Genomic DNA, 13,058 nt, shown 5'->3' with positions numbered 1-13,058 from the left:
AGGACATCATGATCACACGCCGCAGACTTCTGAAATCAACTGCCGCCACAGGGCTGACCTTTGCTGCCGGGGGTCTTGCTGCCCCTGCTTTGGCGCAGGGGGCAAAGATCCGCCTTGGTTATGTGAGCCCGCAATCGGGACCGCTGGCGGCGTTCTCGGAAGCCGATCAGTTCATCATCGATGGCTTTCTGGCGTCTGACGCTGGTGCCAATTTCGAGGTGATCGTAAAGGACAGCCAGTCCAACCCGAACCGAGCAGCAGAAGTTGCCAAAGAGCTTATTATCGACGACGAGATCGACATGATGCTTGTCGCCTCGACGCCTGAGACAACCAACCCCGTTGCGACGACCTGCGAGTCCGAGGAGATCCCGGTCATCTCTACTGTCGCGCCGTGGCAGCCCTATTTCATCGGTCAACAGGGCAATCCCGGCAATCCGGGCAGTTGGCGTCCGTTTGATTTCAGCTTCCATTTCTTCTGGGGCCTCGAGGATGTGATTTCGACTTTCACCGCTATGTGGAACCAGCTCGACACAAACAAATCGGTCGGGGCGATCTTCCCTAATGATGGTGACGGCAACGCTTGGGGCGATCCGAACGTTGGCTTCCCGCCAGTGCTGGATGCGCAGGGGTTCACGTTGACCGACACGGGTCGTTACCAGAACCTGACAGATGATTTCAGCGCGCAGATCAACGCGTTCAAAGCTGCAAACTGCGAGATCGTGACTGGTGTGCCAATTCCACCCGATTTTACAACGTTCTGGACGCAGGCCAAGCAGCAAGGGTTCAACCCCAAGGCGGCCAGTATCGGTAAGGCGATCCTGTTCCCGCAAGCGGTCGAGGCACTTGGCGATCAGGGGCACAACCTGAGTTCGGAAGTTTGGTGGTCCCCTTCACACCCGTTCGCATCATCATTGACAGGCCAGTCGGCCGCTGATCTTGCCGCGGGTTACACCGCGGCGACGGGCAAGCAGTGGACCCAACCCATCGGTTTTGTGCACGCCCTGTTCGAGATGGCAGCCAACGTTATGGGTCGCGTGGAAGACAGCCGTGACCCCGATGAAGTGGCTTCTGCCATTGCGGCGACTGAGCTTTCTTCGATGGTCGGTCGGATCGCTTTCGACGGCGCCGGTTTGCCTCCTTTCGCGGTTCAGAATGTCGCCAAGACCCCACTTGTTGGTGGCCAGTGGCGGCTGAAGGATGGCGGCGGCTATGATCTCGTAATCGTGGACAATTCGGATCACCCCGACATCCCGACCGGCGGCACGATGGAAGAGATTTCCTAAGCCTTCCAGTCTGGCGATCCGGCCAAAGCGTCGGGTCGCACGCCTCCACTTTCAATCGAATGGCCAATGTTTTCGGTCAAGGAACCCGCATGTCGATCCTGTCACTCAATTCAGTCTCTAAAAGTTTCGGCGCCCTGACTGTAACGGACGACGCCAGCTTCGATGTCCCTCAGGGTCAGGCGCTCGGTATCATCGGCCCGAACGGGGCTGGCAAATCGACGCTGTTCAACCTGATCACGGGCAACATCCGCTCGGATCAGGGCAGCATCCACTTTGAAGGTCGTGATGTGACGAAAGTCTCTGCGATGGAACGGTGTTTGTCCGGGATCGGGCGGTCGTTCCAGATTCCGCAACCTTTTGAAAAGCTTACCGTGTATGAAAACCTGCTTGTCGCCGCCACGCACGGGCGCAACCTGTCAGAGCGGGAGGTGCGCGATGATTGTGCCGACGTGCTGGAGCGCACCGAACTCATCCAGCGCGCCAATGTACCGGCGGGGCAGCTCTCCTTGCTGGAACGCAAGCGGCTGGAACTGTCTCGCGCTATGGCGACACACCCGAAACTGCTTTTGCTGGACGAGATCGCGGGGGGCTTGACGGAGGGTGAATGCCAGGCGCTGATCCGCACCATCAAGGATATTCACGCTCAGGGTGTCACGATCATCTGGATCGAACACGTACTGCATGCCCTGACATCGGTGGTCGAACGTTTGCTGGTACTGGACTTTGGCAAGGTGATCGGCCTTGGCGATCCGGATGAGATCATGGCCAGCCGCGAAGTGCAGGAAATTTATCTGGGCATCGAAGTCTGATGGCCCTTTTACAAACAAATGACCTGGTCGCGCATTATGGCGATTTCCAAGCACTCTTCGGTGTCGACATTGAACTTGGCGAAGCGGAAACCATCGCGATCATCGGTGCAAATGGCGCCGGAAAAACAACTTTGATGCGCTCTATTTCCGGCGTGCTGCGCAACGATGCGGCGTCGGTAACCTTTGACGGGGCGTCGATAGGATCCAAAGCCGCCGACGAGATCATGGCCCAAGGGGTTGCGATGGTGCCTGAGGGGCGCAAGTTATTCCCTTCGCTAAGTGTCGAGGAAAACCTGCTGATCGGCACATATGGGCGCAAGATCAGCGGCCATTGGAACCTGAAGACCGTTTACGATCTTTTTCCAATCCTTGGCGAACGTCGCAACAATCCCGGTACGGCCCTGTCGGGTGGACAACAGCAAATGGTCGCCATCGGGCGGGCGCTGATGAGCAACCCGCGCGTGCTGCTCTGTGATGAGATCAGCCTTGGCCTCGCGCCGGTCGTGATCAAAGACATTTACAAGGCAATCCCGCAAATCAAGGCGGCCGGTGCCTCGTTGATTGTGGTCGAACAGGACATTGCACAGGCCATGGCCGTCGCCGACCGCGTTTACTGCATGATGGAAGGCCGCGTGACGCTTTCGGGTACACCCGAAAGCCTGTCGCGCGAAGACATCCATAACGCATATTTCGGAGCGGGCCATTGATCTGGATCGACACAATCATTCAAGGCATCCTGTTGGGCGGGCTTTACGCACTTTTTGCATCAGGGCTCAGCCTCGTCTTTGGTATTATGCGGCTCGTGAACCTCGCCCACGGCGACCTGATCGTGATGGGGGCTTATCTGATCCTCGTTCTGGTAACACTGCTGGGGTTGTCGCCGTTCGTTGCCGTATTGATTGCAATGCCGTTGATGTTTGCGCTCGGGTGGTGCTTGCAGCGCTACCTGCTGAACCGCACGCTTGGCGATGATATCCTGCCGCCGCTTCTGGTAACCTTCGGGTTATCAATCGCTTTGCAGAACGCGTTGCTGGAGGGGTTCTCGGCCGACAGTCAGCGCCTGCCTACAAATGCGCTGACAACTGCGTCTGTGGATGCCGGACCGATCACGCTGGGCGTCATGCCGCTCTTGACGTTTGCCTCGGCAATTCTCGTAATCGTGGGGCTGAACCAACTCTTCTACCGGACCGAGCTAGGTCGCGCGTTCCGAGCCACCTCGGATGACGCGACAACCGCGAGCCTCATGGGGATCAAGCCTGCCAATATCTTCGCAACCGCGACCGGCATCGCACTCGTCATCGTCACAATTGCCGCGCTCTACTTGGGATTGCGGGCGAACTTCGATCCCAACATCGGACCCGCGCGCCTGATCTATGCGTTCGAGGCGGTCATCATCGGTGGCCTTGGCTCGCTTTGGGGCACGCTTTTGGGAGGAATCATTATCGGTGTCGCACAAACTGTCGGGGCCGCGATCAACCCGGAATGGCAAATCCTTGCGGGGCATCTGGCATTTCTGATCGTCCTGCTTGTCCGGCCCCGTGGCCTCTTTCCGAGAGCGAATGACTGATGGCTTACTCTGTAACAACCCAAACGCCCGCCTCTCGGATCGCCGCTATCCTTGGCGCGATACTCGTTGTCGCTTTACTGGCGCTGCCCTTCTACGCTGGACGCGGAACCATTCAGGACATGTTCTTTATTCTGACCATGCTCGTTCTGGCGCAGTTCTGGAACCTTCTGGCGGGATACGGCGGGCTGGTGAGCATCGGGCAGCAGGCATTCGTAGGGATGGGTGCCTATGCGCTCTTTGGCGCTGTCATTCTTTGGGGGCTCGATCCTGTTCCATCGATTCTGCTTGCCGGAATCGCTGCCTTGATAATTGCAGTCCCAACTGCCTTCTTCGCATTCCGTCTTAACGGGGCCTATTTTGCGATCGGCACATGGGTCATTGCCGAGGTTGTCCGACTTCTTGTCGCGCAGTGGAAAACCCTTGGTGGCGGCACGGGAACCTCTTTGCCGCGTGAAGCAACGCGCGATATGTGGTTTGTCGAGATGATTGAAGTGGCGCTCGGCGTTCGGTCGGCTGCTGCGCGTGACATCCTCGCCTATTGGCTGGCATTGATTCTGGCCCTCGCTACGATCGGCGGCATCTACTGGTTGCTCCGTACCCGTCGCGGGTTGGCGCTGGCTGCCGTTCGGGACAATACCGAGGCTGCAAAGTCTGTTGGCGTCGACGCTGGCCGTATGAAGTGGATCGTCTTTTTGACCTCGGCCTTCGGCACGGGCCTCGCCGGTGGTCTCATCTACATGCAGAAGGCGCGGATCAGTCCCGACGCGGCCTTCAGCGTTACGGATTGGACGGCATACGTCATCTTCATCGTGGTGATTGGTGGCATCGGCACCATCGAAGGTCCAATCATCGGAGTGCTGGTCTTTTTTGCGCTGCAATCGCTGCTCGCTGACTTTGGCAGCTGGTACCTGATGACCCTCGGTGTGCTGGCCATCGTGATCATGCTGGTAGCGCCCCGCGGGCTCTGGGGCTTTTTGTCAGAGCGCACAGGCTTGCACCTTTTCCCAATTCGCCGCCGTCTTTCCGGCGGACAACTTAAGCTTTCGGAGGAATGAACATGGCTGATATTACAACTGAGGTCCTCGTTATTGGCACCGGTCCGGCCGGTTCGACGAGCGCGGCATTGTTGTCCAGTTATGGTGTCGAGAACATCGTCATCAACCGCTATCACTGGCTGGCAAACACGCCCCGTGCTCACATCACCAACCAGCGCACAATGGAAGTGCTGCGCGATCTGGGCAAAGAGGTCGAAGACGAAGTCTATCTCAACGCGATGGATCAAAGCCTGATGGGCGAGAATGTCTTTTGCGAAAGCCTGGCGGGAGAAGAAATTGGACGGATGAAGTCTTGGGGCACGCATCCGCTCTCCAAGGCGGAACATCTGTTGTCGTCGCCCAGCTTCATGAACGACCTGCCGCAGACCTTCATGGAACCGATCCTGTTCAAGACGGCCTGCAAACGCGGCACGCGCGCACGGATGAGCACGGAGTACAAAAGCCACGTGCAAGATGCCGAGGGCGTCACGACCACTTGCCTTGATCGCCTGACAGGCAAGGAATTTACGATCCGCTCCAAGTATCTGATCGGCGCTGACGGCGGCAATTCGCTGGTCGCCGAGAACGAAAACCTGCCATTCGAAGGCAAGATGGGGGTCGGTGGGTCGATGAACATCTACTTCCGCGCAGACCTGTCAAAGTACGTCGCCCACAGACCTTCCGTTCTTTATTGGGTGATGCAACCCGGGGCTGACGTAGGCGGGATCGGGATGGGCCTTGTGCGTTGTATCCGCCCTTGGAACGAGTGGTTGATTGTTTGGGGGTACGACATCAATGAACCTGCGCCCGACGTAGATCAGAAGATGGCAACTGACGTGGCCCGTCAACTGGTCGGTGATCCGGAGTTGGAGATTGATTTGATCAGCGCCAACACCTGGACGGTCAACGATGCCTATGCCACGCAATTGTCCAAGGGCCGGGTGTTTATCATGGGCGATGCCGCGCACCGCCACCCACCCTCAAACGGGTTGGGCTCCAATACGTCCATTCAGGATGCCTTCAATCTGGCGTGGAAAATGGCCGCCGTCGTAAAAGGCGAAGCAGGGGAGCATCTGCTGGACAGCTACTCAGAAGAACGCGCACCGATTGCCAAGCAGATCGTCACTCGAGCCAACCAGTCTATCGGTGAATTCGGCCCGATCTTCGAGGCGCTTGGCATGACTGGCGGCACGGATATCGAGAAGATCAAGGCCAACATGGATGCCCGTTGCGACAGCACCCCCGAGGCAGAGGCGCAGCGCGACGCGCTCAATGCCGCAATTGCCTTCAAGAAATACGAGTTTGACGCCCATGGCGTTGAGATGAACCAGCGATACAAATCGGATGCGACTGTGACCGACGGGCAGATCGAGCCCGATTTCGCCCTTGATGCCGATTTGCACTATCAACCAACGACCTGGCCCGGTGCCCGTATCCCCCATGCGTGGCTTTTCGATGACCAAGGCGGAAAGCACTCCACGCTTGATTTGGCGGGAGGAGGGGCCTTCACACTTTTCACAGGGCTGGGGGGCAAAGGCTGGGCTGACGCTGCGGAAACCGTGGCCAAAGACCTTGGCATCAAGCTGGAGGCACACGTGATTGGCCCACGGCAAGAGTATGTCGACCACACGGGTGACTGGGCGCGTGCCCGTGAGATCGGCGATTCCGGCTGCATTTTGACCCGCCCGGACCAGCATGTGTGTTGGCGCAATGATGCGATGGCCGATAATCCAGTCGCGGAACTTACCCGCGTCATGACGGCAATTCTGGCGCGATAGGAGGCAACAATGTCCGCTCAAGATCAAGGCTACTTCACAGAAGAAAACTCGGCAGATGTCGTCGTCAGCCAGATTGCCGAAACCACAGAACCAAGACTGGCACAGGTGATCGAAGCGGTGACACGTCATCTGCACGCCGCCGTGAAAGAGATTGAACCAACGCAGGAAGAGTGGTTGGCGGCAATCATGTTTCTGACCAAAACCGGCCAGATGTCGGATGATTGGCGACAGGAGTTCATCCTGCTCAGCGATATTTTTGGCGTGTCGATGCTGGTAGATGCGATCAACAACCGCAAACCGAGTGGCGCGTCGGAATCGACCGTACTGGGCCCGTTTCATGTTCCGGACGTGCCAGAGCTTCCGATGGGCGCCAATATCTGCCTAGACGGCAAAGGCCACCCAATGCTGATCAAGGGCCGCATACTAAACACCAACGGAGACCCTATCGAAGGCGCCAAGATCGATGTCTGGCAGACCAACGACGACGGCTTCTATGATGTTCAGCAAAAGGGGATTCAGCCGGACTTCAATCTGCGGGGCGTGTTTCGCACGGGCGCTGACGGAACCTACATGTTTTGGGGCGCAAAGCCTCGGTTCTATCCTATCCCGGACGATGGGCCGGTTGGAAAGCTGCTGGCCAGCCTCGGCCGGCATCCTTATCGCCCCGCGCATTTGCACTACATTCTTGAGGCGGACGGTTATGAGACATTGATCACGCATATTTTTGATCCTGACGACGAGTACATTCGTTCTGATGCGGTGTTTGGTGTCAAAGAGAGCCTGCTTGCCAAGTTTGACCTCATCGAGGATCCCGCGCGCATCGAAAAAGAAGGTGCAAAGGGGCCTTTTTATGAGGTGGTTCACGACTTTGTACTCGCGCCGGTTCAATGACCATTCCCTGCATCATTTGCGTGGCGATCACCGGAAGCCTGCCACGCAAATCCGACAACCCCGCCGTGCCAATCTCGGTCAGCGAACAGATTGAAAGTACGCAGGCCGCGTTCGAGGCGGGCGCAAGCATTGTTCATGCCCATGTGCGCAATGATGATGAAAGTCCATCAAGCGACCCTGCGAAATTTGCAGCACTCAAGGAAGGGTTGGAAAAACACTGCCCCGGTATCATCATTCAGTTTTCCACGGGGGGACGGTCCGGCGCCGGCAAGACACGGGGCGGTATGTTGTCATTAAAGCCGGACATGGCGTCATTGTCGGTAGGGTCCAACAACTTTCCAACGCGGGTTTATGAGAATCCACCCGATCTTGTTGACTGGTTGGCGGCTGAAATTCTGGAGAATGAAGTGAAACCCGAAATCGAGGCATTCGATTTGTCACATATCCTCAAAGCTGCCGAGATGCACAAGCGGGGTCAAATCAAAGACACGCCATATGTGCAGTTTGTGATGGGGGTAAAGAACGCCATGCCAGCAGATCGCGATGTCTTCGACTACTATGTCCGGACGGTCAGGCGTCTCTTTGGCGAGGATGTCCCGTGGTGCGCGGCCGGGATTGGCGCGAACCAATCGGTTCTCAACGAGTGGTCTGTGTCTTCTGGCGGCCATGCGCGGACCGGCCTTGAGGACAACATCCGGTTGGACAAGGATACTTTGGCACCCTCCAATGCCGCATTAGTAGAACGTCTTGTTGACATCTGCGTGCAGCACGAAAGACCGGTGGCAAACCCGGCTCAAGCCCGTGCGATCTTGGGTTTGAGTTAGGTTAGCATTTCTGGCTTAGCTGACGGGTTACGAACCCCACCGACCCCAAGCGATTGCCGGTCCATCGCAACAGGAAAATTTCCAAACCCCATCGTGTTTAATTGCGCGACGAAGTGGTTGTTCTATCAGGGAAGCTGAAAGGCGGCCCAGCCCGCAGAGCAGTCATTGATGCTCCGCCGCGCGAAAGTCCTCTCAGAGCCCAAACCTACACCACAAAGTACAGGCCAAGCGACGTTTCATCAGTTATTCACTGGAACCAGTTGAGGCATGTCCCAAGAGCCGTCTATGACGTCCTGCTGAGGCCGATAAAGGCGCATCAAATACTTCCAGTTCTCGGGCAGATACAAATAGTTGGGGCTATCCGGATCTCCACCAAAGTGGATGATAACGCTTCCATCTTCTTCGGTTTTGGCAGTCAGATTGTTAATGGAGTATGCATCGTATTCGTTTTCAACAAAGTAACCGTCTTCGTTGTAGACGCTCAGTGACCAGAAACCATCGACCGGCACATCTTTCATTTTCATCGTGAAAGCCTGAGTGCCATCGTTCTGTTCCGGTACCAAAGGGAAATAGACGGCCGCTTCACGCGGGTTGCCCCCCCAACCAATCGCTGCCCCAATCAGGAAATTTACAGGGTCAATTTCATCTTCATCGGCAAAACGACCAACTGTATCGGGCTCGTACTCGGCAAGTGCCTTAAGCTTCTGCCGCACGTCATTCAGAGTGGTCATGTCCCAATCGGTAAGCTCTAGCGTTCCCGGATCAGTCTGACTGACAGAAATGCTGTCCTGTGCGGCGTGGGCCAATTGAACGTCGTCTGCATTGTCTACGTCCACAAGAGTTCGAACAAGCACAGTAACGTAACGCGTGCCGATGTCCTCTTGCGTCAACTCAATGGTTGCCGGAGCGTATTCAACACCCTTCACAAAGTTCTTCTGATTTATGATTAGGAAGGATTGAAATCTTCCGTCCTCATTTGAAGCTGTAATTGTGACTGGCTCAGTCAAGTCAAAGACTGCACTGGAATACAGAGTATCCCTGTTCATTTGAACAACCGTTTGGGCGTCAATTGGCGCCAATTCACGTTCGTGGGTGATCTGGCCCAACGCCCCTTGCGCCACAATCGCTTTGAAATAGGTTTCCGTTTCGGCTTGTGGAAAGTTCCTGACATTCACGAGTTCCGCTGCAGTAGCTGTAACAGCGAAGGACAATGCCAAGACGATGGAAATTAGCGGCGTGTTCTTTGACATGACTTCCCCTTTCCGAGGCACTTGCGATTGAAGCATATCCAAGTGTCAGGCGAACAATCAATGATTCAATGGGACCCGATCTCTCACAACGATGATCCGCAGTAGCCGGTTGGCGGCTTTGTCCGCAGAGCGGAAGTCGACTTATTTTTGGGAAGCGTCCGCTCAAGTGGTAAGCTGTCATTCAGAACCAAAGTTTCAAATTTCTATTCGCGAACAGCGGCTTAACGCGAAACAGCCGAAACTCACCAAAATTCGATGAAGGACCGCTCGGAGCCCAAAGCAGTTTTCGTGAAAGCAGTGCTTTTGGAGAGCTATGCCTTTGGTGTTGGCGATCCCTTCTCAAAAATTTCCATTTCCTCCGGGAAGTGCACCCAAGGTCGCTTCTCACTGGCCCAAACCACCCGCACCGGATCAGGACGCGAACTGTCAAATGCGCCGATCAAGACGCCGAAATGGTCTGGTCGAAAATCCAGCGTCCAATAGACCGTCGTTCCGCATGTCGGGCAAAAGAAACTTTCCACATCCCTGCCTGAATCCGCGGTCCGCCTCCAGCTTTTGCGTTCGCCCTCGATCGATACGACTGATTTAGGTATGTACGCAACGGTCGCGAAGGCAGAGCCTGTGCGTTTCTGACAAGCGATACAATTGCACACAATACATATATCAGGGTCGTTTTTCGCCGTAAGTTTCAAGTTACCGCATTGGCACGATGCACTATGCCGGGACATCTCTTTTCCTTCTGAACAAGCCGATTGGTCAGATCATACCATATCAGCTTATTTGAAGTGGTATTTAACGAAGTACAAAAGAACAATTTCCCTTCAGGCGAGCGATCTGGACCCAATGCTGACACTCATGGAATGACTGAAATTGTTGATCTCAGACCATTCCTTGATCCTAATGGCTGATGAAGTGAACAGGTTGGAGAGCGACATGTCATCCGGATACAAGGGCCGCTGTCTGTGTGGCAAAGTCAGCTACGACACTGGAAGTGAACCACTTTGGGTGACCATCTGCTATTGTCGATTCTGCCAGCGCGCCACCGGGTCAGATCGAATGATCGAACCAATTTTCGAGCGTGGGCCATTCACGTTCACCGGGAGTAGCCCGTCAATCTATACGCTGCCATCAGAAGGCAGTGGTAAGGATGTCAATGTCCATTTCTGTGCCGATTGTGGGACCAAGCTGGCGCTCACTTTCGAACGTTGGCCCGATAGGATTGGACTCCTTGTCGGAACGCTGGACACACCGGCAGCAGTTGTCGTGACGCCCGAGAACAGCAAGCATATCTTTGTCTCCGAAGCGCGCGCAGGGACAATTTTGCCGGCGGATTGCAAAACCTTCGAGCGTCACGCCACCGAAAACGACGGCAGCGCGATTGAACCAATTGTTCATTCCTCGCCATTCACGGTGCGGGGCGGACCCACGTCGTAGGTACAAAGGAAATGGCGGCAAAGTCCCGCAGAGCGTAAGTTGACTTATATATGCAAAGCTTCCGCGCTCGTGGTAAGCGGCCATTCAGAAACAAAGTTTCGAAATTCTATACGCGAACGGCGGCTTGAGGCGAAACAGCCGAAACTCACCAAAATTCGCTGAAGGACCGTTCTGATCGCTAGGCAGTCGTGCGTCAGCGCCGAAGGGACATTATTGAGCGATTTGATCAGGGAGGGTTCCCTCACGGTTCGTTGTAAAAACTTCCTACCCGCCTAGTCAGGAGGCGGTGGCGCACTATTCTTTCCGGTTCCGCGACTCGCACAATGATGAGGAAAAGTGCCGATGAAACTGAGATACGCGATCGCTTTAAATCTGATAATTGTCGCCGGATGCGCGCAAACTTCTGATGTAACGCATTCGACGATTACCGTGAACGGTGAACAGTACCCTTTTCGGACCAGGATAGCGGACGGCCCCAATGGCCCATACCAGTTGTCCGGTGTCAGGGTGCGCAGCCAGTATCACAAATGCCTGCCGGAAAGCCCCGGAGATTGCGAAGCGGTCGTGCAGTACGCGGTGGACCAACGCCCCGGCCGCAATTGAGTAGCACCTACGGCACGCTGCAACAGTTCCGAAACGCATTTAGTCGGCATATTACCGCCAGAATGGAAACAAATCGTCTGCACATCTGAAACAGCGTCAGCGACCGGTTCTCACGACGACCGGACATTCAAATTGGTGCGGTGAATGAGGGATATTTCTGCAGCGCGTTTTCGCCCAATTTTGACCAACGTCCGGTGCTGACGAAAGCGGTCTTTGACAGTCGCTGATTTCCACATTTGCGAGTAAATATCAGCTTTTGCGGTGCAAGCAGGTCTTGCCCGGAAAAGCTCCGGGTCCGAATTGCGCGACAATGCTGTCGTTTCGGAAAAACGGGCCAATGCCTGCAGTGAGGCCGAAGCGGAAATTTGTTTCGACGATTGCTCTGTGACAGCGCAGGCAGCCTGCGATTGTCAGTTGGATGGCATTTTCCCTCTTTTGGTCTGGAAAACGCCGGGCGGAACGGCGACAAGAGACACTCTGCCGTTTGTTTTGCTCTATTTCAGGTGATCAACTGTACCGCGATCATCGGGTGTAAAGGATGACCACGGGCAATAACTGCTCCCCGAGACAATACTGAGACCGGAATGATCGCAAAAACCAAGTTGAGCAGTGCCGGGTTGGGCATCTTGTTAATGATCGCCACGATGTTCTTTTTCAGTGTCATGGATGCGATGGCAAAGGAAGTGGCACATCGCACTGACACAGTTGTTGCGATCTGGGCGCGCTATGCCGGGCAAACTGTTGTGGTCGCGGTATTGATTGCGCCGCGCATGAAGACTGTTCTGAAAACCGGATATCCCGGATTGCAGTTGTTGCGTTCGATTTTTTTGCTCATTGCAACGTCGTTCTTTTTCTTTGGATTTGTATCCATTGGCTTGGCGAACGCAGCTGCAATCATGTCGATTAATCCAGTCCTTATCACCCTGGGCGCGGCATTGATCCTTGGTGAACGCTTCGGTTTGCGACGCGCGATTGGCGTGGGGGCGGCGTTGATCGGTGCTTTGATCATTATTCGGCCCGGCTCTGATGTTTTCTCAAGCGAAGCGATGCTGCCGCTGTGCGCCGCCGTGGCGTATTCGGGATATGCATTAACGACACGGTTTGTGGGACGTGACGAAGATCCCTGGACTTCGCTGCTTTACACCGCAGCCTTCGGTGCCTTGGTGCTCAGCGCGATTGTTCCATTTTATTGGGTGCGCCCTGATTTCACGGCTGCAGTTTTGATGATTTGTTTGGGCAGCGTCGGTGCACTTGGCCATTTCTGCCTGATCCGGGCTTTGATTATTGCGGAAGCCAGTGCAATCGTGCCCTTCTCCTATGTCGGATTGCTGTTTGCGACGGTTTGGGGAATGGTTATCTTTGGTGAATTTCCCGACGCCTTTACGTATTTGGGAGCATCAATCATTGCGCTTGCGGGTATATATGTCTGGCACCGTGAGACTAAAATATCGAGAGCGACTTAGCCCGAATGTAACGGAAATAGGGTCCGGTGCCGAAGGATATTTCCGGCAATTGTCATATCGAACCGCAGGCTCAAATCCTATCCTGCACGGGACGGATACGCGGCATGTCGCGGCGTCAGAAC

Annotated in this window: 13 protein-coding genes; 11 read left to right on the top strand and 2 right to left on the bottom strand. The window is 55.3% G+C overall.

Annotated elements, in window-relative coordinates; genetic code table 11:
* Positions 1–8 precede the first annotated feature (8 nt).
* The 8 genes from AC2D8V_RS09555 (at position 9) to AC2D8V_RS09520 (ending at position 8,186) form a co-directional block, all read left to right on the top strand.
* Entirely contained in the window at positions 9–1,283 is a 1,275-nt protein-coding gene (locus AC2D8V_RS09555; RefSeq protein WP_484733297.1) for an ABC transporter substrate-binding protein, read from the top strand.
* An 89-nt stretch (positions 1,284–1,372) separates the two neighbouring features.
* The gene (locus tag AC2D8V_RS09550; RefSeq protein ID WP_484733296.1) at positions 1,373–2,092 is read left to right on the top strand and encodes an ABC transporter ATP-binding protein; all 720 of its coding nucleotides are present in this window, start codon (positions 1,373–1,375) and stop codon (positions 2,090–2,092) included.
* A complete protein-coding gene (locus tag AC2D8V_RS09545) occupies positions 2,092–2,799 on the top strand; it encodes an ABC transporter ATP-binding protein (RefSeq protein ID WP_484733295.1) in 708 nt (235 codons plus the stop codon). Before AC2D8V_RS09550 ends, AC2D8V_RS09545 begins: the two co-directional genes overlap by 1 nt.
* On the top strand, positions 2,796–3,659 hold the full coding sequence (locus tag AC2D8V_RS09540) for a branched-chain amino acid ABC transporter permease (RefSeq protein ID WP_484733294.1): 864 nt from the start codon (positions 2,796–2,798) through the stop codon (positions 3,657–3,659). The genes AC2D8V_RS09545 and AC2D8V_RS09540 overlap by 4 nt, the downstream gene beginning before the upstream one ends.
* Positions 3,659–4,714, top strand: a complete 1,056-nt coding sequence (locus tag AC2D8V_RS09535) for a branched-chain amino acid ABC transporter permease (protein ID WP_484733293.1) — start codon at positions 3,659–3,661, stop codon at positions 4,712–4,714. Before AC2D8V_RS09540 ends, AC2D8V_RS09535 begins: the two co-directional genes overlap by 1 nt.
* 2 nt (positions 4,715–4,716) lie before the next feature.
* Positions 4,717–6,471, top strand: coding sequence for an FAD-dependent oxidoreductase (locus AC2D8V_RS09530; RefSeq protein ID WP_484733292.1), 1,755 nt, complete (start codon positions 4,717–4,719; stop codon positions 6,469–6,471).
* Between the two features lie 9 nt (positions 6,472–6,480).
* Positions 6,481–7,362 carry an intradiol ring-cleavage dioxygenase gene (locus AC2D8V_RS09525; protein WP_484733291.1) on the top strand — a complete coding sequence of 294 codons (882 nt, stop codon included), beginning with the start codon at positions 6,481–6,483 and terminating at the stop codon, positions 7,360–7,362.
* Positions 7,359–8,186 carry a 3-oxoadipate:acetyl-CoA acetyltransferase gene (locus AC2D8V_RS09520; RefSeq protein ID WP_484733290.1) on the top strand — a complete coding sequence of 276 codons (828 nt, stop codon included), beginning with the start codon at positions 7,359–7,361 and terminating at the stop codon, positions 8,184–8,186. The genes AC2D8V_RS09525 and AC2D8V_RS09520 overlap by 4 nt, the downstream gene beginning before the upstream one ends.
* 239 nt (positions 8,187–8,425) lie before the next feature.
* Here AC2D8V_RS09520 and AC2D8V_RS09515 read toward each other — a convergent pair whose 3' ends face one another.
* Both AC2D8V_RS09515 and AC2D8V_RS09510 read right to left on the bottom strand, forming a co-directional pair.
* On the bottom strand, positions 8,426–9,436 hold the full coding sequence (locus AC2D8V_RS09515) for a DUF1214 domain-containing protein (RefSeq protein WP_484733289.1): 1,011 nt from the start codon (positions 9,434–9,436) through the stop codon (positions 8,426–8,428).
* 311 nt (positions 9,437–9,747) lie between these two features.
* On the bottom strand, positions 9,748–10,164 hold the full coding sequence (locus AC2D8V_RS09510; protein ID WP_484733288.1) for a GFA family protein: 417 nt from the start codon (positions 10,162–10,164) through the stop codon (positions 9,748–9,750).
* A 172-nt stretch (positions 10,165–10,336) separates the two neighbouring features.
* Between AC2D8V_RS09510 and AC2D8V_RS09505 the strand changes: the two genes are divergently transcribed.
* From AC2D8V_RS09505 to AC2D8V_RS09495, 3 genes are all read left to right on the top strand, one after another.
* Entirely contained in the window at positions 10,337–10,870 is a 534-nt protein-coding gene (locus AC2D8V_RS09505; RefSeq protein WP_484733287.1) for a GFA family protein, read from the top strand.
* A 342-nt stretch (positions 10,871–11,212) separates the two neighbouring features.
* On the top strand, positions 11,213–11,473 hold the full coding sequence (locus AC2D8V_RS09500; RefSeq protein ID WP_484733286.1) for a hypothetical protein: 261 nt from the start codon (positions 11,213–11,215) through the stop codon (positions 11,471–11,473).
* Between the two features lie 584 nt (positions 11,474–12,057).
* Positions 12,058–12,936, top strand: a complete 879-nt coding sequence (locus tag AC2D8V_RS09495; protein ID WP_484733285.1) for a DMT family transporter — start codon at positions 12,058–12,060, stop codon at positions 12,934–12,936.
* Positions 12,937–13,058 lie beyond the last annotated feature (122 nt).

Source organism: Roseobacter sp. YIN89 (genome assembly GCF_057219365.1).
This window is presented reverse-complemented; position numbering and strand designations above follow the sequence as displayed.

What these genes read in the sequence shown, in the direction of transcription:
- AC2D8V_RS09525 (WP_484733291.1), top strand. Translation starts at nt 6,481, where the DNA reads ATGTCCGCTCAAGATCAAGGCTACTTCACAGAAGAAAACTCGGCAGAT.
- AC2D8V_RS09530 (WP_484733292.1), top strand. Translation starts at nt 4,717, where the DNA reads ATGGCTGATATTACAACTGAGGTCCTCGTTATTGGCACCGGTCCGGCC.
- AC2D8V_RS09500 (WP_484733286.1), top strand. Translation starts at nt 11,213, where the DNA reads ATGAAACTGAGATACGCGATCGCTTTAAATCTGATAATTGTCGCCGGA.
- AC2D8V_RS09535 (WP_484733293.1), top strand. Translation starts at nt 3,659, where the DNA reads ATGGCTTACTCTGTAACAACCCAAACGCCCGCCTCTCGGATCGCCGCT.
- AC2D8V_RS09505 (WP_484733287.1), top strand. Translation starts at nt 10,337, where the DNA reads ATGGCTGATGAAGTGAACAGGTTGGAGAGCGACATGTCATCCGGATAC.
- AC2D8V_RS09545 (WP_484733295.1), top strand. Translation starts at nt 2,092, where the DNA reads ATGGCCCTTTTACAAACAAATGACCTGGTCGCGCATTATGGCGATTTC.
- AC2D8V_RS09550 (WP_484733296.1), top strand. Translation starts at nt 1,373, where the DNA reads ATGTCGATCCTGTCACTCAATTCAGTCTCTAAAAGTTTCGGCGCCCTG.
- AC2D8V_RS09495 (WP_484733285.1), top strand. Translation starts at nt 12,058, where the DNA reads ATGATCGCAAAAACCAAGTTGAGCAGTGCCGGGTTGGGCATCTTGTTA.
- AC2D8V_RS09515 (WP_484733289.1), bottom strand. Translation starts at nt 9,436, where the DNA reads ATGTCAAAGAACACGCCGCTAATTTCCATCGTCTTGGCATTGTCCTTC.
- AC2D8V_RS09520 (WP_484733290.1), top strand. Translation starts at nt 7,359, where the DNA reads ATGACCATTCCCTGCATCATTTGCGTGGCGATCACCGGAAGCCTGCCA.
- AC2D8V_RS09555 (WP_484733297.1), top strand. Translation starts at nt 9, where the DNA reads ATGATCACACGCCGCAGACTTCTGAAATCAACTGCCGCCACAGGGCTG.
- AC2D8V_RS09510 (WP_484733288.1), bottom strand. Translation starts at nt 10,164, where the DNA reads ATGTCCCGGCATAGTGCATCGTGCCAATGCGGTAACTTGAAACTTACG.